The 23,321-nt window shown below is 35.2% G+C and carries 16 protein-coding genes; 7 read left to right on the top strand and 9 right to left on the bottom strand.

Features of this window, described 5'->3' with window-relative positions:
- Nucleotides 1-72 precede the first annotated feature (72 nt).
- Nucleotides 73-6,609, top strand: coding sequence for an FG-GAP-like repeat-containing protein (locus WBG07_RS03190; RefSeq protein WP_340199036.1), 6,537 nt, complete (start codon nucleotides 73-75; stop codon nucleotides 6,607-6,609).
- Nucleotides 6,609-7,532, top strand: a complete 924-nt coding sequence (locus tag WBG07_RS03185; protein WP_340199035.1) for a hypothetical protein — start codon at nucleotides 6,609-6,611, stop codon at nucleotides 7,530-7,532. The genes WBG07_RS03190 and WBG07_RS03185 overlap by 1 nt, the downstream gene beginning before the upstream one ends.
- A 109-nt stretch (nucleotides 7,533-7,641) precedes the next feature.
- Here WBG07_RS03185 and WBG07_RS03180 read toward each other — a convergent pair whose 3' ends face one another.
- From WBG07_RS03180 to WBG07_RS03160, 5 genes are all read right to left on the bottom strand, one after another.
- Complete coding sequence (locus WBG07_RS03180) at nucleotides 7,642-7,848, bottom strand: hypothetical protein (protein WP_340199034.1); 207 nt, start codon at nucleotides 7,846-7,848, stop codon at nucleotides 7,642-7,644.
- Between the two features lie 711 nt (nucleotides 7,849-8,559).
- Entirely contained in the window at nucleotides 8,560-8,769 is a 210-nt protein-coding gene (locus WBG07_RS03175; protein WP_340199033.1) for a hypothetical protein, read from the bottom strand.
- Nucleotides 8,770-9,048: 279 nt separating this feature from the next.
- Nucleotides 9,049-9,873 carry a sulfurtransferase gene (locus WBG07_RS03170; RefSeq protein ID WP_340199032.1) on the bottom strand — a complete coding sequence of 275 codons (825 nt, stop codon included), beginning with the start codon at nucleotides 9,871-9,873 and terminating at the stop codon, nucleotides 9,049-9,051.
- A 24-nt stretch (nucleotides 9,874-9,897) separates the two neighbouring features.
- Entirely contained in the window at nucleotides 9,898-10,677 is a 780-nt protein-coding gene (locus WBG07_RS03165) for a hypothetical protein (RefSeq protein WP_340199031.1), read from the bottom strand.
- A gap of 173 nt (nucleotides 10,678-10,850) precedes the next feature.
- Complete coding sequence (locus WBG07_RS03160; protein WP_340199030.1) at nucleotides 10,851-11,414, bottom strand: GNAT family N-acetyltransferase; 564 nt, start codon at nucleotides 11,412-11,414, stop codon at nucleotides 10,851-10,853.
- A gap of 1,533 nt (nucleotides 11,415-12,947) precedes the next feature.
- On the opposite strand from WBG07_RS03160, the gene WBG07_RS03155 reads away from it, so the two are divergent.
- The 3 genes from WBG07_RS03155 to WBG07_RS03145 all read left to right on the top strand — a co-directional run bounded on the left by WBG07_RS03155 (nucleotide 12,948) and on the right by WBG07_RS03145 (nucleotide 16,803).
- Nucleotides 12,948-14,186 carry an SIR2 family protein gene (locus WBG07_RS03155; protein ID WP_340199029.1) on the top strand — a complete coding sequence of 413 codons (1,239 nt, stop codon included), beginning with the start codon at nucleotides 12,948-12,950 and terminating at the stop codon, nucleotides 14,184-14,186.
- A gap of 7 nt (nucleotides 14,187-14,193) precedes the next feature.
- Complete coding sequence (locus WBG07_RS03150; RefSeq protein ID WP_340199028.1) at nucleotides 14,194-15,723, top strand: ATP-binding protein; 1,530 nt, start codon at nucleotides 14,194-14,196, stop codon at nucleotides 15,721-15,723.
- A gap of 162 nt (nucleotides 15,724-15,885) precedes the next feature.
- Entirely contained in the window at nucleotides 15,886-16,803 is a 918-nt protein-coding gene (locus tag WBG07_RS03145; RefSeq protein WP_340199027.1) for a glycosyltransferase, read from the top strand.
- Between the two features lie 518 nt (nucleotides 16,804-17,321).
- Here the strand turns inward: WBG07_RS03145 and WBG07_RS03140 are convergent.
- From WBG07_RS03140 to WBG07_RS03130, 3 genes are all read right to left on the bottom strand, one after another.
- On the bottom strand, nucleotides 17,322-17,504 hold the full coding sequence (locus tag WBG07_RS03140; RefSeq protein WP_340199026.1) for a hypothetical protein: 183 nt from the start codon (nucleotides 17,502-17,504) through the stop codon (nucleotides 17,322-17,324).
- Between the two features lie 384 nt (nucleotides 17,505-17,888).
- Complete coding sequence (locus tag WBG07_RS03135; RefSeq protein ID WP_340199025.1) at nucleotides 17,889-19,889, bottom strand: amidohydrolase family protein; 2,001 nt, start codon at nucleotides 19,887-19,889, stop codon at nucleotides 17,889-17,891.
- A 232-nt stretch (nucleotides 19,890-20,121) separates the two neighbouring features.
- Complete coding sequence (locus WBG07_RS03130) at nucleotides 20,122-21,219, bottom strand: amidohydrolase family protein (RefSeq protein WP_340199024.1); 1,098 nt, start codon at nucleotides 21,217-21,219, stop codon at nucleotides 20,122-20,124.
- Nucleotides 21,220-21,814: 595 nt separating this feature from the next.
- Here WBG07_RS03130 and WBG07_RS03125 point away from each other — a divergent pair.
- Both WBG07_RS03125 and WBG07_RS03120 read left to right on the top strand, forming a co-directional pair.
- Nucleotides 21,815-22,150, top strand: a complete 336-nt coding sequence (locus WBG07_RS03125) for a LytR/AlgR family response regulator transcription factor (RefSeq protein ID WP_340199023.1) — start codon at nucleotides 21,815-21,817, stop codon at nucleotides 22,148-22,150.
- A gap of 3 nt (nucleotides 22,151-22,153) precedes the next feature.
- Nucleotides 22,154-23,041 (top strand): DUF6734 family protein, encoded by an 888-nt coding sequence (locus WBG07_RS03120; protein WP_340199022.1) that lies wholly within the window; start codon nucleotides 22,154-22,156, stop codon nucleotides 23,039-23,041.
- Nucleotides 23,042-23,097: 56 nt separating this feature from the next.
- On the opposite strand, the gene WBG07_RS03115 is transcribed toward WBG07_RS03120, so the two are convergent.
- Nucleotides 23,098-23,286: a class I lanthipeptide gene (locus WBG07_RS03115; protein ID WP_340199021.1), complete on the bottom strand. Its 189-nt coding sequence runs from the start codon at nucleotides 23,284-23,286 to the stop codon at nucleotides 23,098-23,100.
- Between the last annotated feature and the right edge of the window lie 35 nt (nucleotides 23,287-23,321).

Raw genomic sequence — 23,321 nt, 5'->3', positions numbered from 1 at the left:
TCCTAAATTTTTTAAGTCAATAATCACATAAACCAACCAACGAGCAATTTTTTTTTGCAAAAAGACAAGACCATGAAAAAAATCGGATTTTTATTAATGTTCCTATTTGTGTATACCAGTGTTTTTGCACAAGACACGTTTACGTATAAAAAAATTAAAAGCACTGATATTCAGAAACAGGATTTACCTATGTCTGAAGCTCCAGCCAATGTTCAGGCAAAGGTTACCGAAGAAAGCTTATCGGCTGCCTCTGGTGGTTCTGGAGTAGGAGAAACGTCAGGATCTTTATCTGTTTCGTTATCGGGTGGCGCCAATTATTCGGTACCTATTGCGGTACCTGTTGGGCCGGCTGGGATTAAACCATCTATAGCCTTAAGTTATAGTAGTCAAGCAGGAAATGGAATGGCAGGATTTGGATGGAATGTATCAGGTGTTTCTGTAATTAGCCGGATACCTTCTTCAAAATATCATGATGGGGATATAGATCCGGTAGATTTTGATAGTTCAGATCGTTTTGCTTTTGACGGTCAACGAATGATCTTAAAAAGTGGTACCCATGGTGCAAGTGGAGCTGTCTATGAAACAGAACAATATTCAAATATAAAAATAACCGCCTATGGCACTTCTTATTTTGGAGCTGCCTATGGTCCAGGATATTTTCAGGTGAAATACCCAGATGGTTCTTATTCTTATTATGGTTTAGGAGGCGATTCCCGTTCTAGAACAGATTATGCAATTACGTATTGGAGAAGTCCGCAAGGAGTGCTCATTCATTACAACTATACAACCAGTGGCAACGGACTTTCCATTAGTAAAATAAGATGGGGTGCGAGAAGTAGTTCTTCTCATATGAATGAAATACAATTTGTATACGGCACTCGTAAACGGTATGAACATTCTTATGTTGGAGGGATGTCTTTTGTACGTACCAATTTGCTTAAAGAAATAAAAGTCCTTAGTAGTGGGGTAGGGTATCGTAACTATATTTTAAATCATAATTATACCACATTGGGCTATGACCGGCTTACTAGTGTACAAGAAAAAAGTGGAGACAACTCTTTGAGCCATACCCCAATTACCTTTAATTATAACAATACTTCTTCATCTATAAGCTCTGTAAATACTACGTATTCACTTTCAGTAGGTAATATAGAGCAAAGAAACGCAGAAGCAATTTCACTAGATATCACAGGAAATGGCAAAATGGACTTTGTAGTACATCCAAAGTCTTCTTCTCTGCGCAATAAATTTTGGGTCTTTAAAGAAATCCAGTCTGGATATCCAAACTTTGCTTATGAGGTAAATACAGGAGGTCGTTTTGAATCTTTGTTTCCAGTGACTTGGCTAACTCACAATAATAAAATCTTATCAGGCCAAGGAATCGCCATTGCACAAAATTATGGATCAACTCAGGTAAAATTTAAAGTGTATTCTAATGGTACTACCAATCCTATTTACTATCAGTATGAAAAACTATGGAATGCACCCACCTATACCTCTAGCTATTCGTGTGGAAGCAGCAATACTTACCGGATTAATCAGCAATATATCTCTGGAGATTTTAATGGGGATGGGCTGTCTGATGTAATTGCAATAAGCAAGCCTTATTCCTATTCTTCTTGTTATCAAACACTGCCAGATCCAAACAACCCATGTGGTGGTTTTGACGATCCTTTTCTTTCTAATTATGAAAAAACAGGATTGGATGAAAATGAAAGTAAAGAGTTAAAAGAGTCAAGCCCTGATTTAGTGGGTCCACCAAGAGATGAATCCAGAATACCTATTGGAGGAGGTGGTACTTGTTGTGAATGTAACTCTTATAGCAGTAGTTCTGCTAGGGTGAGCTTTATTAATTTAGATAGAAGACTTACGAGTGGCTTTGCCAATTCTGCGGGTTTTTTGTCTTCCTCTTTTGGTTCAAGTGATAAATTATATACCGGAGATGTAAATGGAGATGGTAAAACCGATATTTTACATGTAAAAGCAGGAAGAATTTATGCGTACACCCTAAAAAGTAATAATTACATTCAGTTATTATGGTCTACATCAGATAGTCGTATTACCACAACAAGACCTATCATGCTAGGTGATTATAACGGAGACGGGAAGACAGATTTTATGACACCTGTTGCGAATAACTCATATACATTTACCACTTTCTTATCTACCGGAAACTCCTTTAGTAAAAGGGAGTCTTCTATGTCTTTTCAGTATAAAGAAACCAATTGGAATGGCAGTAATGGAACGCTTTATGGGTATAACCTAATTCCTGTAGACATCAATGGAGATGGCCGTACAGATATTGTAGATTACCAAACCAGAACCTATAACAGTAGTAGTAATGGAACCCAGTATGTGAGAATTTATAATAATGGATATAGTACCTCTACCAACGGTACGCCAACCTTTAGTTATAGTGGTTATGCTTCAAAATATGGAAACCTGAAACATTTTCCTATACCTGTTTTTGTTTCACAAGACCGTCCTAATTCCAACTTAGATTTTGGTTCTATAAGTAACAGTTGGGTTTCCTCGTTTAGATTTTCCAAAGATCATAGAGAAGAGATGCTCTTAAGATCTGTAGTCTCCAATGGAGTCACCCAAAGCATTCGGTATAATTCATTAAATACGAGTGATCAGGGACTAGATTATATGCCTGTTTATCAATATACCTATAACAATACGTATCCTTATATAGATATTGAAATTGCTCCGGGTACAAAAGTTGTAACTGCCTTGCAGCGCATTCGCAGTGGTACAACTACTTTAAAACAAATCTATTCTTATAAAGGAGCAGTAACTAATGTAGAACGCGGTTTTCAAGGGTTTACTGGAATAGCAAAAAGTAATTGGCATACCGGTAATAGTGATCGGTTATTTACGATGCGATTGCATAATACAACTACCCTTAGGGGAGCGGTTACCTCAGAGTATCAGGCGCCTTATAGCATTAATTTTAATTCTATTCCGTCTAATTATACCCACAAAAACACCTATAGTTATACTTCATCTTTATCTGCATCAAAGGTTTTTAAACTTACCAATACCTCTATTGTTACGCAAGACAGACTAGAAGGAACTACGATTACCAATAGCTTTATTTATGACTCTTATAATAATCCTACTAAAACTACCACCAATTATTCAGGTCAGGGAAGTAAAGTAGTAGATATGACTTATGCCAATAGCACAGGTTCTAGTTATTATATAGGAAGACCTACTAAGAAAGTAGAAACTACCGTTATTGGGGGTAATTCCTATAATAGCGAAGAGCAGTACGTCTATTCTGGCTGGAATATGAGTCAACGTAAATTTAGAGGAGACGGCACTCAGTTTAATACAGAAGCGTTTACCTATGATATTTATGGAAACGTAACTAAAAAAATAATTACACCCTATGGCTCTAATTCTCGTGAAATTAGATTTGAATATGATGCTACCGGAAGATTCAGAACCAAACAGATAGATGAAGAAGGGCAAACAACTACCTGGTATTACAACACTTCTAAAGGTTTGCAAACGCGTGAAGTGAATCGTTTTGGGCAAAACACCTATTTCTATTATGATGGTTGGAATAGATTGATAAGAGCAAGAGACTACCTCAATAAAAATGTAAATACAAGCTATTCAGAATCTAATTACACGTATACAGTTACTACTACTTCAGATGATGGTGCCAGTAAAATATCGGTATACGACCCTTTAAAAAGGCTCACCCTTTCCAAAGAAAAAAACGCCATGGGGCAATGGGTTCAAACCAGTCATCAATATGATAAGTTTGACCGAATGTATCGTGAAAGCGAACCCTTTACCAGTTCTCCATCTCAATACACTACTAAAGAATTTGATTTATATGGCAGGCTTACCAAAATTACTTCGCCTTCTGGTAAAGTAGTTACCTATAGTTATTCTGGATTGGTGACTACAGTAAATGACGGCACTAAAACAGTTACTACTACCAAAGATGCCATGGGTAACGTAACCCGTGTAGTAGATCCTGGAGGCACTATCAATTATACTTATTTTGGAAATGGGAATATGAAAACGGCCAGTTATGGTTCTGTTACGCTGTCTCAACAACAAGACGGTTGGGGGCATAAAACCCAACTTTCAGACCCTTCTGCGGGAACCTATAACTATGAATACAACGGTTTTGGAGAGGTTACTAAAGAAATAGGCCCTAAAGGCACTACCACGTATACCTATTCTCCCACAGGAAAAATCACACAGAGGAAGATTATAGGCGATGCTACCAACATGACTACTAATTACACCTATAATAGTTCTACTAAGTTGCTCACTAGTATGAGCTTAACATCGGGTGATGGTAATAATAGTTCATATAGTTATGCGTATGATAGTTACAAAAGAATTTCTTCCGTCACAGAAAACACACCCTATGCTCGTTTTATAAAACGATATACGTATGATAGCTACGGAAGAGAATATACTGTAGAAAATGAAGCGCGTTTATTGTCTAATAATAAAGTAAGCAAACATAAAGTTAAAAAAACATACACCTATGGAGGTTTACGAACCCTAAAAGATTATACCTCTAATGAAAACCTATGGAGCCTTTCTGGTATAAATGCCAGAGGACAAATAACGTCTTATTCTTCGGGGGTAGGATTGGTGCAAACCAATAGCTATAACTCCTATGGTTTTCACACCAGTATGGTCACAAAAAAGGTGACTTTAGTGCCTATTGGATCGCCTAATCCCGGCACGGTAGAGCTCACCAGACTCAATTACAATTTTAATTCGCAGCGAGGAATCCTTAACAGTCGCACGAATAGTTTGTTTAACTGGACAGAGAATTTTCAATATGATTCGATGGACAGGCTTACCAGTTTTAGTGATAATACAGGAAGTAAAACGCATACGTATGATGCACAAGGAAGAATTAAAAAGAACAATAAAATAGGTGATTACGTATATAGCGGTAGCTCTTACCAACTTGCATCCTTAACCCTAAACAGTTCTGGACAAAGCCACTACAATAATTATACCCGGCAACAGGTTTCTTATAACGCATTTAAAAGCCCGGTAGAAATTCATGAACACGGTAAAGACCGCGTTAGTTTTGAATACAATGCATTTGAGAACCGTTCCAATATGTTCTATGGTGGTACCCAGAGTAATAAATTACAGCGAAGGTATCGCAAACATTATTCCTATGATGGTAGCATGGAAATTTCACACGACACACAATCTGGTAAAACTACCTTTGTGAGTTATGCGAATGGAGATGCCTATGCTGCAACTGCCATTTGGAGATCAGAACAAACAGGTACTACCAGCCAGAGCTATTTGTATTTACAAAGAGATTATTTGGGAAGTATTATTGGGATTACCGATAAGAACGGAGCCTTTAAAGAAAAAAGACATTTTGATGCCTGGGGTAATTTGGTAAAACTCACCAATGGTAGTGGCACAAATCTTTCGGCTTTTGGCATTTTAGACCGTGGATATACAGGGCATGAACATTTGCAAGGGGTAAAACTCGTGCATATGAATGGCAGATTGTATGATCCTGTTTTACATAGATTTATACAGCCAGATAATTTTGTGCAGAACCCATACAATACACAAAACTTTAATAGATATGGGTATGTATTAAACAATCCTTTAATGTACACAGACCCTAGTGGTGAATTCTTCTGGGTAGCGGTCATTATAGGTGCAGTTATTGGGGGTATTTCTGCGGCACTCAAACCTGGAGCCACTTTTGGTTCTATTTTAGGAGGAATTCTTATTGGTGCGGTGGCAGGAGCCATAGGTGCCGGTGTGGGTAATGTGGTCGCCGGAGGCACCTTCTTTGGCAGTCAGGTTGCTACAACGGTGGGCTTCTGGGCAGGAGCCGCCTCAGGCTTTGCCGGAGGTTTTGCCGGTGGCTTTGTGGGAGCCGCCGGAAATGCATGGCTCAGTGGTGCCAGTTTTGGGGACGGACTCAAGGCGGGGCTAGTAGGCGGACTCGTAGGAGGTATTGTTGGTGGATTGGTAAACGGAGTAGTGAGTGAAATACGCTATCAAAAACACATAGCACCGTTTAGGAAATCATTAGATGAAATGGGAATTAATGCCAGTGATCCTGTTCCGGCTACCGATGAATTTTTACAGAAGGCACAAGAAGCCTGGTTCCCGGATGCACCAATGGAAAACGTAAAAAACTTCTCTGTAGAAAACTTAAGTGATAATGCAAAGAATTATTTTGCAGCCGGAAAAGCAGATGGATTAACTTCGCCACTTTATCAAAGAGTAGATGGACAATTAATTGCCTCCGGAAACTCAAATGTATATTTTAATCCAGATACCGCTTTTACCAGTGCAGAACAATTATTTAAAGTAATGGGGCACGAACTTATTCATGTATCTCAAATTGCACATCTTGCGGGACAAACCTCTACGTATATTAACAGTTTACGAGATATGATGGAGTTTCATGCCTATAATTATCAAAGCGTTATTGGAGCCGGTACTACAGGAAATTCATTTACGGCTGCTGAAATTAGAGGTTGGATGACTAATAACCCAGATATGTTTAAAGCTTTAGGGCATTTAAACTTCTCCTGGTCACTCAATTTTAAATTTAAATATCCGTTAGATTAATGATGAAAACAGTTCCAATACTAGCTATTTTATTAATACTAAGCGCTTGCGCTTCACAGATGCCCATGGCACAAAATGTAGTATTGGAAACTAAACTTATATGGAAGAAGAGGGAATCGGTCGTACTTCCAGAGAATCCTATTTTTGAACAGGAAAAGCAAATTCCTTTTCTGGTTTTTAGATTTAAAAATCAAACTGGAGAAGCAATTTATTTTCCTAAACCTGTAATTAGCGATATATGGCAATTACCAAAAGTAAATGGTTCTCTGGATGTTACTGATCGGCTGGAGCGTATAGATAACAATTCTTCGTTACAAAGCCTCTATTCAAAGTTTCACAACCACGCATTTCATGTTTATTTTCAAGGACTTGACGAATATTCTGGGGGATTGGTACTTTTAGAAAAAAGTGCGGATGAAGAGGAAGAAATAGAATATCCTATGGTGAATAGTGAATTGGCTGTTTTTTATAAAATTCTTCAAACGCAACTAAAATTAGATCATTATAATACGGGAAGGCGATTGCATTTTTTCTTGGGTACTCAAAAGCAATTGATTTCTTATAAAGAAGCACAACAACTTTTACAAACTATTGAGCAAAGACCTGAACCTCTTTTGCAGTTTACAGAATTAGCTACAAAAACCTTTAGTATTAAAGATAATAAAGAGCAATTTATTTTCTTAAAAGCTGGCGAATCTTATGAGGTTCAATTAAACCTAATTGGGTTTAAACTATTGGGCGCTTCATACGAGTTTGAAATGGCTACCAAAGAGTTAAAGGGACTGGTTTATGGTGCTGCTGAATGGGATGAGGTTAAGAAACAATGGGTTAGGAAAAAGCTACCATTACCTGCATCAGTAGGAGATTTTAATTGTTATATAGGGGAAATTACAACAAATAGTACTATTTTTACATTAGAGTAAGTATCCAATTTAGTAGATTAAATTGATAGATAGCCAATTAAAAACCCCGATGTAATTTTTTGTATCGGGGTTTTTTGCGTTTTAAAAGGGCAATAAAAAACTAAAATATCTAGCAAATTGGCGTAGTAAATCTATCTACTTCTATAGTTTCACAAACTTCACGGGAGTTGCAACCTTGAATATTGGTGCCGCAGCCTGCTGTTTGGCAATACCTAAAGGTAGGGAAGGTAATAGCACCTCCTGAGACCTCATTTTTTGTTAAATTGGAAACGGTGTTTTTGCCTAAAGACAAATGTTTAAGACTCTTTTTTTTCATGACTCTTTATTTTTAGATTCAATCTTTAAGTTACGTATAAATCTTTATACAAAAGTAGGGTTTTACCTCATTTAACAATTATAAAGAAAAAAGCGACTCTTGCGAGCCGCTTTGAATGTTTTCATAACCTAGACTTCAATAATAGTGGGGGATAGGGTGTTAAATCCTAGTTAGAGCTACTAACCTGAGGTCAATTTCCCATTTATTTCGACGCTAGGAGTAGTGATTAGAAAAGTATTTTTAAATGGCGATTGAGGCACTGGAAGTCTGCCAACATAACATTTTATTTGCAATAGTATGGACAACCAAAGCTATCCAACATAGGTTTTTTGCATGGATGTCTTATTTTAGATTGCTACTTAGATGTGATTTTTATTTCTATTTATCCTGGAGTGTGTTAAAAGCAGCTACTATTTAAGGTAAATAAAACCCTAATGATCCATCATTAATCCATACCTTAAACACAGTGTAAAGTATAATCGATTTTCCTAAAACACAAATTAAAAAGTCACTGAAAGTTTATCTGTAGAATAAACTTTATGTAAAAGCTTCCCGCACCGGTGGGGTTCGACTTCGCTCACCCACCGTTACGTTACCATAGGTCAGGATAAGACTTCGCTCACCCACCCACCGTTACGTTACCATAGGTCAGGATAAGACTTCGCTCACCCACCCACCGTTACGTTACCATAGGTCAGGATAAGACTTCGCTCACCCACCCACCGTTACGTTACCATAGATCAGGATAAGACTTCGCTCACCCGCTGTTTCCTTGTCGCTAGGGTGCAACAACCAATTTTTGAGTAAAGATTCCTTCCCGCAGGGGTGCAACAGTAATTTTTGAGTAAAGATTCCTTCTTGCAGGGGTGCAACAACCAATTTTTGAGTAAAGATTCCTTCCTGCAGGGGTGCAACAGCCAATTTTTAAGTAAAGATTCCTTTCCGCAGGGGTGCAACAGTAATTTTTGTGTAAAGATTCCTTCCTTCAGGGGTGTAACAGCCATTTTTGAGTAAAGATTCCTTCTTGCAGGGGTGCAACCGCTAATTTTTGAGTAAAGATTCCTTCCCGCAGGGGTGCAACAGTTAATTTTTGAGTAAAGATTCCTTCCTGCAGGGGTGGGGTTACCATCTGCTCACCCACCGTTCATGTGCAGCAAGGGTGGGTTGCTACTTTTTGGTTTGTTAAAAAAACTCCTCTTTTCAATCAGCAGCAACTCTCGTTGCCCATTCTGTCCAAGACCCATCAAATACTGATTTGGGCTGTGGCAGGATGCCTTCACTTGCAAGCAATACAACACATGCAGTAATGCCAGAGCCGCAACTAAAGACTAGCGGTCTTTTTTCCTTTAATAAAGGTTGAAATACCTTTTTAAGTTTCTCAACAGATTTAAATTTACCATTTTCAAGTAATTCTGTATAGGGAAGGTTATAACTATCCGGTATATGTCCGCTTCTTAATCCTGGTCTTGGATCTGCTTCTGTATTAGTAAACCTTCCGGCGGATCTGGCATCAACCAATAAAAATTCTTTTTGGAGTAGATTTTCTTCTATATCTTTAAAAAACCTGATATTTTCAAGCTGTAATTGCGCCTTAAAATTTCCAAGAGCTTTAGGAGCAGCATACTTATTGGTTACCGGATAATTAGCAGCTTGCCATGCAGGTAGGCCTCCATCTAACACAAAAACCTTGGGATGCCCCATAATAGAGAAAAGCCACCACGCTCGCGGACTTGAATAGATGCCTTTGTCATCATAGATTACCAAAGTGCTTTGCGCAGTGATTCCCAATTTTTGACAACCTTTTTCAAATGTTTTCGCTGTGGGTACGGTGCTTGGAAAAGGTGCATCTGGTTCACAGAAATCTTTTTTCAGATCAAAAAATTGAGCCCCCGGAATGCAAACATTGGCAGATGTGTGCGTAGTTGTTTTGCCAATGGTGGCGTCCAGAATAATAAGATCTGTATCGTTAAGATGTTCAGATAACCATTGGGTGTCTACTAAGTGTTGGTTTGCGGTTGCTTGCATCGTATTGATAATTGAGTATACAGGTTAGTTTTCAATGGCCTTAAATTTATTAAATAAAGACGTTATGGCTTCTTTTTGCGGTGTTTTAAAGGCAATGTATTTAGAATCACCGGGCGAAAATAAGAGGATATTTGTACCTTCCTCAAAGATAAACTGTAATGTTTTTACAGCGTTTTTTTCAAAAATACTTTTAGTGTTGGTCTCTTTCTTATAGAAAGTAAAGCTGTACCATAAATTAGACGTGGCATCTAAATCGTTGGCTAAAACTTCGGCTCCTTTTTCGCTAAGTATTTTTAAGAGCTTTGGTAATAATTGTTTTTCCTCGGTAGCATTCAATATTTTAGTACCGCTTCGTTTCGTATCCTGCTCAATTTTACTATAAGTAACAGAAATAGGGTCTTTGGCTTCAAAAAAGTGGGTTATGGTTTCTTCAAAATTAAAATCCATTTCCAATTTATGATTGATAAAATTAAAATCGTGCAGTAGCCATTGGTTATTTGCCAGTTGTGCTACAAGTTCAATTTCATCACCTATTTTATAATCATTACAATTGAGCAGGGCACTGGTATTTTGAGTGAAGTAAAGGGGAACAATGAGCAGTTTTTTAGTTTCTTGTTTTATGGCAGGTGGTCCTTTTATAAATTTTACGGTTTCTGCGTTGTCAATCTTATAAAATTCGGTTTCAGATATTTCAGTAAGAACGGCAATATTGGCTACTTCTTCCTCTAACGTATAGAACGGAATCGTAGTTTTAAATGTGCTATTTGCCAAATACCAAATAGAATCTGCTTTTTTTTGCTTCATAAAACGCACCACCTTACTAAAAAAAGCTTCAGAGTCTTTAGTATTTTGTATTGGCTGTATAGTATGAGAATGTTGTGCGTAACTCACCGTTATAAAAAATAGGGTAAACCAGATCAATAGTGTTTTCTGAGGGTTAAAAACTTTAATTGTGTTGGATGTTTTTAGATAATGCATTATTTAGCGAGTAGATTCAGACTCATTGTAAGATTGTCATAATACCTATTATCTTGTTTAAAAAAATTAGTAAGGATACCGTTTTCTTCAAACCTAAACTTCTTATACAAAGCTACACCTGCTTTATTGTCTGTATAGACCTGAAGCCATAATTTTTCTAAAATAGGGTTTTGTTGTGCCCATATAATGGCAGCATGTAAGAGTGCACTGCCCAAACCTACTTCTCGCCATGCTTTTAACATACCCATACCAACCATAGCGGTATGTTGCATTACCTCTCGGTGATGTCCGGTAAGATCAATATTACCTACTAGTTGACCTTCATAAACCGCTACTAATAATAAGGAGTTTTCTTTGGTGATAAACGAATCTATCCAAGCCTCTTCTTTTTCTAATGTTAGCTTAAATTCTTTTGGGTTTTTTGGAATGTAGGGACTGTCTTCCAGATACGTCTTAATCATTCTACTAAGTTCTTTAGCATCCTCTAGTACTGCCTGCCTAAGCAGAACGGTTTTATGATTCTTAAGAATTACTTTTTGAGGTACAAAAGGAGTAGGATTCATATCAGGTATCTAGCTTTATAAGTATACGGGACAATTCATCCCGCTTACCAAATATTGCGTTAAATGGATACTTTAAAATTACAAAACCTTTTTAAAATAAAATAACGTCAGTTCGACGTAAACAAGAATTAAAATCGATTGCGAAATTGTCTTTTTCCGCAGTATAACAAGATTTTCCGTTAAGAATTTTCGAAACCCCAATCCTTCGGGGGAGAAATGTAAATTCATGAACTCCTTTACAGAAAATAGAATTTAGTGAACTAAAATATAGGAAAGCCTTGTGGTTTTGTCCACTCTCTGGACAAAAATACCTTGGAAATAGAAGATTCATGAATACCTTCATGCAAAACAGACATGACATGAACTAAAAAGTGTCTTTTCTTTTGGTTTCCCCGCGCCGCCTGGCTGCTGCACTAAAAACAGCTACTAGCTGTTTTCTTTACGTTCGCCCCTGTGCGAGCAAAGAAAATGAACGTAAGTGACTTATATACCCTATTTTTAATAATTCAAAGACTCTATTTAAGATTACAATATAAAACTGAATTTAGATCGAATTCACGTTATTAAAGACAATGTTCTTAAAAAAATACAAAGAGAAACTTTATTTATATCAATATACGTACAGCTAGAAACTGCTATTCCAAAGGCGCATAGCGACGGACTCCGAAGCATCGTGGTTTTAGAAGATTACCAAAATGCCAATAACCAAAACAATAAAACCCACTCCTACCCTTACGGATTCCCGTACCCTTTTTAAACCCCACTTCTTTATCTTGCCGCAAGCATAAGAACTATTGTTGTTATTTTCTTACGAATAAATACGTGTTTGTAGCTTGACTATAAGAAAAACCATTGGTTTTTGGTAAGTTTGAATTAGCAATCTATGGAAACCTTAAGCGTTTCTAAATGTTTACAAACGCTTACAAACGACTAAAAATGGATATAGTATTGATTTTAAGTTGATTACAAAAATAAATATAAGAGAAGTAAACGCAATTGCGTTTACTAACTAGTTAAGTTTAATTTCAAGCAGCCCATCAGACAAAACTTCATGGATGGACGCGTTAAAAAAGTAAGGATTGGCAAGTATTTTTAAGGCTTAGATTTTTTAAAAAGCGGGAAGTCAAAGTCTTTTCGATTGCATCGTGCAAATTTGCATTTGCAAACGTAGCTAACGTACTAAAGACTTTGTTAAGATATCGAAAAAAAATGATAAAGTCAAGAAATGCTTTTTTCTTCCCGAACCGCTTTGTGCTAAAAATAGGCCCGCGAGCAGGGTTTGATTTTAACGCTCTACTTCATTGCCAGCTACGTACCTTATCAGGGATAAAGGCCCATAGCCGCCACTGATCCCTCCATCAAGTGTTGGCTTTTCATGATTTGCGCGGCCTGTTGAAACTCCGTTAGTTTACCCCACTGTAAGAAAGGGGAAAATTCCTTACATTTGGGTAGAACAACTAAACTTAACACTATGTAAAAAAGCATTAAAACGCTTTTTACACTTTACGTTGTCTGTAATGCGAAAAAAATAATATGGAGAATCAAATAACAATTGAAGGAAAAACAATAGTGTCTGAATTTCCTGATGAAAACATTGCAAACGAGACAGAATTAAGTAACTTTTTCAAGGATGAGGAGAAAGTTCCGTTAAGTAAGCTCGCAAAATATTATTTGAACGAAAGTTTGAATTTTTTATGTGGCTCAGGAACATCTGTAAGTATCGGAGGGAAAACTATTAATAAAGATGAAAATCCATTTGCTACAGTTATCGCTGAATTAAAAGCTTTATCAGAACCAAAAGAATATGTTTCACAACTAATTAAGTTTTTAGAATCGGATGATTTATTAGAAAAGAAATTTGATAAAATCAACCAGGAATATTTATACTATCTAAACAACAAAGAAGATGAAGATTCAGCGACTGAAATAAAAAATTATTTGGATAAATCTCTAAAGATTTTCGTTGAAAATTATGTTCCATTTCCAATAGATTATGTGAAAGACAAACTCAGTATTCACGAATTATTTATTAATAAGATAATTAGTAGAAAAGACACTTTAAATAGACCTAAAATTTTCACACCAAATTATGACCTAGCATTTGAAAATGGTTGCGAGAAAATAGGAGTAAGTTATAATAATGGATTTAGAGGTGTTCATATGAGAAAATTCGACCCTGACACATTCCATAATGAAACATATATCAAACAAGATTCAAGTCAAAAAGGAAAGAGGATTTCAACCTATTTAAATATATACAAACTTCACGGTAGTATTTCTTGGCAATATGCTGAAAACATCAATGATTTGTATAATGTAAAAGAGGTGCAAATTTCTGACACATCAAAAAAAGAGGATATTGGATTTGACTCTATTATGATTTATCCAATACAAACTAAAAAATCATACTCATTAGACTTACCATATTCAGAACTATTTAGAAACTTTTCTAAATCTTTAACTGAGACCCAAAATACTCTTGTAGTAATAGGATATTCATTTATTGACGAACACATAAATGACATCATCAGGACAGGTTTATACAATCCTAACTTAACTCTAATAATTCACTCGTATAGCTTAATTAATGATACAAGTCCTGAATTTTTACAAACTCTTAAAAACAGAAGTTCGAGTGATAACAGAATAATCATTTTTGAAGGAAGTTTAGTAGGAGATTTTACAAATATTGTGAAATATTTGATTCCTTTAAATTCATTTATTCAGCCAAAAGATACTCTTATCGAAACATTAAAAGAATTATCTAAATAAAAAGAGTATGGCATTCAAAATCGGACAAGTCTATAGAATTACAAATCGATATTTAGAAATAATTCACGATAAGGATATTTTCTCAAAACCAATATCTTCGGGTAATGGACTACATATTGTAGGTATGCTAAATAGCTACATTTCAATACCACTTTTCAATGCTCAAAATGCAATTGGTATAATATTCGAACAACTTGAACCATCAAAAGAAAGAGAAGCGTTATTTTCATCCAAAACAGAGCTTATTATATCTAAAATTAGACTTATTGGTTCGTTTAATCCTATTAATAATAGTTTCAAAAGAGGTGTTGATTTTTTCCCAACTCTCGATTCTGATGTCTTTACTGTTGATGAAAAACAGTTAGAATCAATTTATAATTCAACAATCAAAAGTGATACAGCGACCTTAAAGATTGGGAGCGATATATATTATAATCAAGTTAGTATAAATGCTGACCCAAATATTCTTTTTGGCAAACATTGTGCAGTATTTGGAAATACAGGTAGTGGAAAGTCTTGTACAGTTACATCAATTCTTCAAGGTGTATATCTCGAAAAAGGAAGATTACTAAATACTTCTAATAAAAAACTGAAGACTATAATTATTGATTCAAATGAAGAATACTCTGAAATCTTTAATTCGCCAGACTCTGCAAAGCCAGATTGGGTCGTTTTGAAGGACTATTCTGATTTAGAATTGTCTCATAAAGATTTAAGCTTTTATGAGTTAACAGAGTTACTTAAAGAAGATTCCCCCAATGTAATACCGTATTTAAAAGAGGCTGTTCTCAAATTAAAAAATCACACAAATGCAGATGCAAAAATCTACTATGAATTTTCGGAATTACAAGTAGAGATTGAAAATGCTGTACCTCTTGATTACAAAGGAAATAAAGATAATTTCACGATTGGTTTTTTAAAACATATTGTAAAAAGAATTAAACATTTTTCGTCAGATGAAAGATTTGATTCTGTATTCAAAAAAGAAGGAAATTCAATTGAAGATTTTCTAAACTCACCAAATGAAAGCGTTCTAATATTATCGTTAAGAGTTTCAAATGATATTTTAGCTCTTTTGGTATATATGATTAGTAAAAGCATTTTTAATTACAAGTCCAATCCTGCAAATAGGAACAAGGATAATATTTTATTAGTTTTAGAAGAAGCTCACAGATATATTTCTACTTCATCAACTGACCAAATGAATAATTACTATATCGAAAAATTAGCCCGAGAAGGACGGAAATTTGGAGTTAACTTATTAGTGTCGACCCAAAGACCGTCTGAGGTTTCTAATACAGTAATTTCTCAATGTAATTCTTTAATAGTTCATAAAATAACCAACAATAGGGATTTAGAATTTGTAAGAAACACAATAGAATATGACGACAAAAGTCAAATTGATTTACTTACAAGTTTGAAACAACAACAAGCCTTGGTTTTAGGAGAAGCATTTGCTTTTTCATCACTAATAAAAATAGCTGATGCAAGTCCTTTACCAATAAGTGAAACACCGAAAATATTTACGAAAGAATAGAAAGCACTACAGACAACAATGTATAAAAATAATAGCGGTTTAATCGCTAAAGCCAAAGTAAGAAAATATAAAAAAGGTCTGTGTTTAACCGAAAAGTTAGTGCGTGCAAATCCGCTACTATTCTTATACTAGACCGTAAACCATACCCAAAAAACACTGCGAATGACATTAATAAGTCAATTAGTCCTCTTCAACAATGAAATGAAGACGGAAAAAAAATCGTCTGAACGAATTACAAAAAATGAAATTTCAATTGTAATTCCTGTAAAAGACAATCAAAAAGGAATTGATAATTATTTAACCAAGTTCTTTAAAACTCACTCAAAAACTGACTTTCCGAAAGAGATTATAATTGTGGACAACAATTCAAGTCCAAGAATCGAATTGAAAACTGAATTTATGAAATTCGGCTTACCGATTGAATTAATTGAGTGCAAAAAAGTTGGACCAGCTTCAGCCCGAAATAAAGGCGCAAAAATTGCGAAAGGAAAATGGTTGCTTTTTAATGACAGCGATTGTATCCCAACAAAGTCAATTATTAAAGGCTATTTAAAAGCTGATAATAATTCTGTGGCTTATGCTGGAAATATAAAATCTTTAGATAATGACAAGCTCTCAAAATATTATGAGAGCCAAGAAATTTTAATTCCTTTAAAGACTTACGATGACAATGGCGATTTTGTTCCGCAATATTTAATAACAGCTAACGCGCTAATTTGGAAAAAAGCATTTGATGAAATTGGTGGATTTAATGAGCAAATTGCAATAGCAGGTGGCGAAGATGTTGATTTAGGCTTACGACTTTCACAAATCGGAAATTTGTCATACGCTTTCGATAGTATTGCAATCCACGACTTTTCAGATGGATTTGTGGGTTTCTACAAGAGATTTAAGAGATACGGACAAGGAAACAGAATTGTCGAAGAATTATGGAATACCGATTTAAGTCCTACTTTATTCCGACCAAATGAAAGAACTTTTGCGAATGAGATTTTAGCGAAATTTCAGTATATTGGATTACGAATTGGATATAGAAAAGCCGACAAAATCGTGCGTAAGTACGGTTTACAACAACGGTAACCGTTGCACAAGCCAATAATCGATGATAAAGTTAATTATTTCAAGCCCTTCAGAAGGGCTTTTTTATTTTAGTTTATTGTTTTAGATTGTCAAATTAACAGGTTTTAAATAGGCGGAAAAACAGTTTTGAAGCCATGATTTCATGATTTGAACAAAGTGGAGGCCTTTCGCCCTGCTTTTCACCTTATTTTGTGTGAACTTCAGATACTTCTTGAGGCCTGCCCTGAGTTTACCGAAGGGTTATAAGCGATTGCAGATAGCTGCATGCATTTATTTGCTTGCCTTATGCCTATGGTTACTTCGATAAACTCAGCACAAGTCTTGCCTTGCATAACTAAAAATACGATTTTTCCTATCTTTAAACAATAGTTGTGCAACAGGCACAATGGCTATAAACAATTGCTTAAGTCGGTTAATAAGAGGAGAATTTCTCACTTTCAGTATAGTCTGAAACAAACGAAATTAAAGGAACACAAAAAACGCAACTACTCATAGCCACGACCGTTGTGAAGCCCTCACTATTTTAGTTGCAAAACTCTTTCTGGATCAATTTCTTTCCAGAAATCACTGTAGAAATTTTCAGATTTCATAAGTTCTAGATGGTTACCATTGGCTTTAATATGTCCATCTTCTAATACATAGATTCTATCTGCCAGATTTTTTAAAGAATGCAAGCGATGTGAAATAAAGAAAACCGCCATTTCCTGTTAATGTAACTTCCTGTAACCAGTTCTTCATATATCCTTGTTATGATTTTAAAACCTTGGTTTATGCTGTTTCAAGAAGAAAGATACTAGATTTTGCTTTTAATTAAAGCAGTGAATGAAAAGAAGCAGTAACTATATGGGATTCATTAAAAATCAAAAATGATTTTCATACAGGCAAACCTCGTACAGGTAACTATAGATTATAGTTTACAAAAAAGATTAAATACCTCCACCTATAGATGGCAAGCTATTTGTTGACAGGCTTTGTTTGCATTGCACTGGATAGTACGCTAATATGTAAAAGCTGTTATGCACAAAGCAGCATTTAAACCTCACTTAAATATTTTTGAGGTGCAATTGGGATGGTTAAAAGGTTTATTAATTCTGAGAGGATGTAGTTATAGAAATCTGTCCGCTTTTTCCTGTATAGTGATAATCACCTTGGGGAGTTTTGATGATATAATCATAGTTCCCTTTTGATTTCAAAATGGTTATTTTCTCATTTGGTTTTAAGAGAAATTTTTTATCGAAAGCAGCAAAATCATTGTTTAGCGGAAACCTGTTAAGGGTTTCTGGAGCTAATGTAACCGCAGTAGCACCTCCAAAAGGTTGAGCGGACATCATGATGCGAATAAATCTAGATTCGGCAGAAGAACCATTATTAAAGGAAAGATCAATGGCATCCTTTTTTCTAACCGAAAAATAGGCTATAATAGGATTACTACTGATAATATAGGGGTAACTCCTAGTAATACCCGTTTCTTTTAGTGTATTTATAGTATTAAAAAGTTGATTTAATTCTTGAGACAGACTTGCTTCTTCGGCTGGTTTCAAAGAAAAATTTTCTACCACCACATGGCCATTAGATAGTACCGTATGAACATCTCTTGTACTTGCGCTATTTACTAAGATAGCTGCATTATTTAGGGAAGAAAACGGAGAAGCCGAAAGGCGCTTTTTAGATAATAATATAATGTCTGCCTCCTTACCTACAGATAAGGAACCTGTTTGTCTGTCTAAACCTAAAGCCCTTGCTCCATTAATGGTTGCCGCCTGCAAAATAGCCCAAGAATCAATAGCAGCTGTTTGTTTGGCATTAAGCCTACTTACTTTTAAAAGATTAGCTGCACTGCGCATGGCAGTAAACATATCAATTCTATCATTGCTTGCAGCTCCATCTGTACCCATAGTTATGGGTATTTCTGCCCTTTTATAATCAAGAAGGGGTGCGGCACCCGATGCTAAGTACATATTAGACTCAGGATTATGAGATACGCTGGCTTTGGTTTGATTCATAATCTTTAGATCTTCCTCATTTAACCAAACACTGTGGATAGCTAAAAATTTATTCAGCGCTTCAAGATGGTACAATAGCGGATACATTGACGGAACCTTCACACCCTCACTGGCTGGTTTATTATTAGCAATGGCAAGATTACGCTTAGCTCTTACCACTAGGTTAGAACTATCTAGTACCGGTGTATTTATAACGGCACGAAGAACTTCTAGGTCGTTCTGTTTTAGATGGTCTTTGTATTCCGTGACATAATTGGTAATTGCTTTTTGAAAATCACGAGTCTCTGTTAAGTTTTCCATAGTGTGTTCAGAGAGTAAAACCGAGTTTTCCAAACCGAGCTGAATACCATCATAAACAGCAGGTAGTGGCATGAATGAAAGAGGGCCAAATCCCATAGATAAACCCAAACCATATTCTTTCGCTTTATTAACAGTTTGTTCAAAATGTAATTTTCGTAAATCAGGGGGTAAAAAGACAGCCGGATGCCACCATGTAACAAAGCCACCCATATTTGCTTTACTTAACCCTTTAAAAGTAGCCTCTAATGAACCGTATTGGAAATTAACCGAAGCAAAATCTGAAACCGTAGTAATTCCCGATAGTTGTGCTTGTCTTGCAGCAATGTAGGTTATTCTTTCGAGCCGATCATTTCTGATATAGTGGGCATACGGGTAAATAACTTTAACCCAGTCTTGTAGTATTGCAGTAGCCTGAAGGCTTCTGGTTAAATGTTGCCAAAGATGTGTGTGGGTATTTACAAAGCCCGGCATTGCAATAAGGTCTTCACCATTAATTACTTGAGGGGTAACACCCGGCTTAGGATACGCTTTACTAATAGATGCTATTTTTCCGTCTCTTATTAAGATATTCTGATTGGCTAAGAAATTTTTGTTTATAACATCAACCACAGTCACATTTTTGATGAGTATCACTTCTGTATTTAAAGAAGATACGGCTGTTTTTGTGTTATTATTTAGGGAGGCGCAGCCCGTGAAGAAGACCCATAAACACGTATAAAGCGCAAATTTTGTAGGAGATAGTTTATGGCTGCGTTTTAAAAAGTACTTTACGGCTATCATCATGAGAACTTACTATTATAAATGATTGTAAGCTTTTCTGCCAAAAAGTTACCCTTTAAAATTAACTAAAAATAATATACTATTTACTTTTAATTAGGTATTTACTTCTTTTATTAAGAAGAATAAAACTTCAAATGATAGTAGATTAGGATAACTAGTTAGACTTACTGATTTTGTGGCATCTAATCCACACGTAATTTAATTACTTTATCCTTTTATTTTTTTAAAAACTAATTCAATCTGCGGGAAAAAGGTTTTTGTCTATGTTGGGAATCACTTTTAAAGCATTCTTATAGTAGAGTTTACGCAATACTTGGTCATCTAAACCTAAGCCGTACATTCTCCAAAAAGCGTGGTAGCGTTTATAGTATGGAAAATACTCATCAGTAGATTCTAAGACTCTAAAATAAGTGTAGTATTCTTCTGGATTCCAAGAGTCTTTGCCAAACATCACTCTGTCTTGATATTTAGTGAGAAACTGTTTTGCAAAGCGAGGCTGCCGCCCTAACTCAGCAATTACAGCGCCAATTTCGGCATACATATTAGGGAGTTCGTCCATAAGCTTTGCCAAGGCAGCCAGATCATTGGCATACCAACCTAGATGTGCGTTGATAAATTTAGTACCGGGATGCTTTCTAAAAATAGCATGCTGCTCGCCAATAATAGTTTCCCAAGAACCCGTAATATTGTTTTCTCGTTTACGGCGGGGTTTGAGCTTAAGTTCTAACCAGCGTTCGTTATTTTGATTGTGTGGTTCCCAAAAGGATTTAGGATCTGCAGCATGAATAAGCACAGGGATTCCTAATTCGCCACATTTTGCCCAGACTGCGTCTAGTCTTTTATCATTGATTTTAATGCGATTGCCTTGACTGTCTTTATTGTCCATTCCCTGACTCTTATAAATTTTGAGTCCGTTAGCACCCATTTTAACATCATTTTCTAGTTGTTGTACGGTGCGTTGCGTCCAATTAGCTTCATCTATGCCATTTAAATCAATATTGGTAAAAACAATAAAACGTTTGGGGTAGTGGGTGTGTACATTTTTAAGTGCACCTTTGAGGTGTTCCTCAGAACCACGTCCACGGCCAGAAAGGTTTACCATCACTCCCATATTTAACTGATTCATGTCTTCTACCAATATGCTGAGGTCTTGAGTGGGCATACGAAACTGGTGATTGTGTACATCTATAAACGGGAACTTGGCACGTTTAATTTCTTTTCCAGGTACTTTTAAGGTCGCTGGCGGATTGTAGTCTTCAAAATTCATTTGTTGCGCAATACAGCAGGGTAGGGAGAGGAGAAAAAGAAAGAAGCTGGTCACTATAAATTTCATAAACACTTTGTTAGGTTAGTTTAATTTAATTTAATTTAATGGATATTTTTAAAGGTCTTTAATTCTAGGTAAATAATGTCTAAGTTTAACGAAAGTTTTAGAAGCGGGGGAGAGGTATTTTTTGATTATTATACTTTTTATAAGGCTAAAGATTCTATTTTAAATCTTAATTTATTTTGTCCAATTCAATGCCGCTTAAATCCTGTCGTTTTAGCAACTTTAAATTTTCGTCATAAATTAGTTTTTTAAAATAAGATTTTTCTTTCACCATTGTGTTTATAAGGTGTTTTTTTTAAAAGATCGAGACAAATTCCTCAAAAAAAGTCATTTATATAACAGAAAATTTTGGTACTTTTAAAGTAAGAATTCACTAGCGGATTGTTTAGTTAAAAAACTGTATACAACACTTTAATTTACTAAATGCTCCGTTTTTTTTGTAATCAAAAACTAATTTTCTTAAATCAAATTCATTTTATTTTAAATAAATGAATGGGTTTTTATGACTAATTATTTCACCGTAATCGTACGATATTTAGCATTTAAAAATAGCTTGTTAAAAGAAACGAATGAAATTTACATTATCAATTAAATACTTATGGCCCCTTCACATGAAAAAGTACTAATTAAGACGCCCAAAGGGGTTGTTATTAGAAGTCTAGACCAAATCTTATATGTAAAAGCTGAGGGTAGTTATTGTGTAATTAACTTTCTCAATGGAGATCATTTTATACTCAGTAAAAATTTATCTCAGCTTAAATTACCCGACGATTCTTTTTTTAGAATTCATGCTTCTATTATCATAAATCTCCGCTATGTAAAAAGAGTAGAAAACTCTTTGGTGATACTTTCAAATGAACAAGAATTACCGATAGCAAAAAGGCGAAGAGGTAAATTTTTATCAACTTTAAACAATAACTATACTAATTTATAGACCATGAAAATTGTTCATAGCTATTGGTCTAAACCAAGTTTGTTAAATGAAAATAGTATTCATAAAAGTAATGGAGGCTGGCTTCATAAAAAATACTATTATTTTAGTTGGGCACTAAGTTGTTTAAAATTCAAAGAAATATATGGTAACATTGAATTAGTAACTGATAAGGCAGGTTATGAATTACTTATTAATACCTTAGAATTACCATATACCAGTGTCAAGGTTGAGTTAGACATTCTAAACAACTATCACGAAAAACTCTGGGCGATTGGTAAATTGCATGCATACCGAATTCAGGAGGAGCCTTTTTTACATGTGGATGGGGATGTTTTTATTTGGGAAAAGCTTGGAGCATCTATAGAAGCTGCTTCTTTAGTAGCACAACACAGAGAAATTGATTTGGCACACTATCAGGATGCTTATGATGATTTAATTAAATATCACCATTATATTCCGGAAGTTATTACACAGGATTATAAAAAACACGGTAAAATTGACGCTAGTAATGCAGGTATTTTTGGTGGAAACAATATTGATTTTTTTCAGGAATACGTAAAGAAAGCATTTGATTTCATTGATAATAATATAAAATGTTTAGAAAATGATAACGTATTTGGATCTAGGTTTGCTATTATGTATGAACAGTATTTGTTTTCTTGTATGGCAAGGAAAAATCAATTAGAAATCAACTATTTCTTTCCAGATTTTACGGTTGATTATAAGCAATTATCTGATTTTAAAAATAAGTATGCTCCTAAAAAATATACGCATGTCATAGACATGCGTAAGAAATTAAACTCCTATTGTTTTGAACTAGAAAACATATTAAGAGCTGAGTTTCCAGCATATTATTATAAAATAGAAAAGGTTTTGTGGGGTTTTAAATAGAAAAGCCTATCACCCAAGTTTAGATAATAAGCCTTTAAATGAATGTTTAAGATTGCTTAACAACCGTTGCTACAAGCCCAATAATAAGTTGGTTGTGTACATTTACACGAATAATACGTTTGGCAATAAGGTACACAAGAATCCGTTGGTCCTCCACCTTTTACAGTATCTTTTAAAGACTCGTTCAATTCACTTACATTTCTCTTATTAAGTGTAAGTTTTGCATTTAACTTTTTTTTCTTCATAACTTAAAGATTTAAATTAATTATATATTCCTTTG

Source organism: Ascidiimonas meishanensis, from assembly GCF_037782385.1.
Taxonomy (GTDB): Bacteria; Bacteroidota; Bacteroidia; order Flavobacteriales; family Flavobacteriaceae; genus Ascidiimonas; species Ascidiimonas meishanensis.
This window is presented reverse-complemented; position numbering and strand designations above follow the sequence as displayed.

Coding starts and splice junctions, on each gene's coding strand:
- WBG07_RS03135 (WP_340199025.1), bottom strand. CDS start 19,889: ATGATGATAGCCGTAAAGTACTTTTTAAAACGCAGCCATAAACTATCT.
- WBG07_RS03130 (WP_340199024.1), bottom strand. CDS start 21,219: ATGAAATTTATAGTGACCAGCTTCTTTCTTTTTCTCCTCTCCCTACCC.
- WBG07_RS03165 (WP_340199031.1), bottom strand. CDS start 10,677: ATGAAGCAAAAAAAAGCAGATTCTATTTGGTATTTGGCAAATAGCACA.
- WBG07_RS03190 (WP_340199036.1), top strand. CDS start 73: ATGAAAAAAATCGGATTTTTATTAATGTTCCTATTTGTGTATACCAGT.
- WBG07_RS03155 (WP_340199029.1), top strand. CDS start 12,948: ATGGAGAATCAAATAACAATTGAAGGAAAAACAATAGTGTCTGAATTT.
- WBG07_RS03120 (WP_340199022.1), top strand. CDS start 22,154: ATGAAAATTGTTCATAGCTATTGGTCTAAACCAAGTTTGTTAAATGAA.
- WBG07_RS03185 (WP_340199035.1), top strand. CDS start 6,609: ATGATGAAAACAGTTCCAATACTAGCTATTTTATTAATACTAAGCGCT.
- WBG07_RS03145 (WP_340199027.1), top strand. CDS start 15,886: ATGACATTAATAAGTCAATTAGTCCTCTTCAACAATGAAATGAAGACG.
- WBG07_RS03180 (WP_340199034.1), bottom strand. CDS start 7,848: ATGAAAAAAAAGAGTCTTAAACATTTGTCTTTAGGCAAAAACACCGTT.
- WBG07_RS03170 (WP_340199032.1), bottom strand. CDS start 9,873: ATGCAAGCAACCGCAAACCAACACTTAGTAGACACCCAATGGTTATCT.
- WBG07_RS03140 (WP_340199026.1), bottom strand. CDS start 17,504: ATGGCGGTTTTCTTTATTTCACATCGCTTGCATTCTTTAAAAAATCTG.
- WBG07_RS03160 (WP_340199030.1), bottom strand. CDS start 11,414: ATGAATCCTACTCCTTTTGTACCTCAAAAAGTAATTCTTAAGAATCAT.
- WBG07_RS03125 (WP_340199023.1), top strand. CDS start 21,815: ATGGCCCCTTCACATGAAAAAGTACTAATTAAGACGCCCAAAGGGGTT.
- WBG07_RS03115 (WP_340199021.1), bottom strand. CDS start 23,286: ATGAAGAAAAAAAAGTTAAATGCAAAACTTACACTTAATAAGAGAAAT.
- WBG07_RS03150 (WP_340199028.1), top strand. CDS start 14,194: ATGGCATTCAAAATCGGACAAGTCTATAGAATTACAAATCGATATTTA.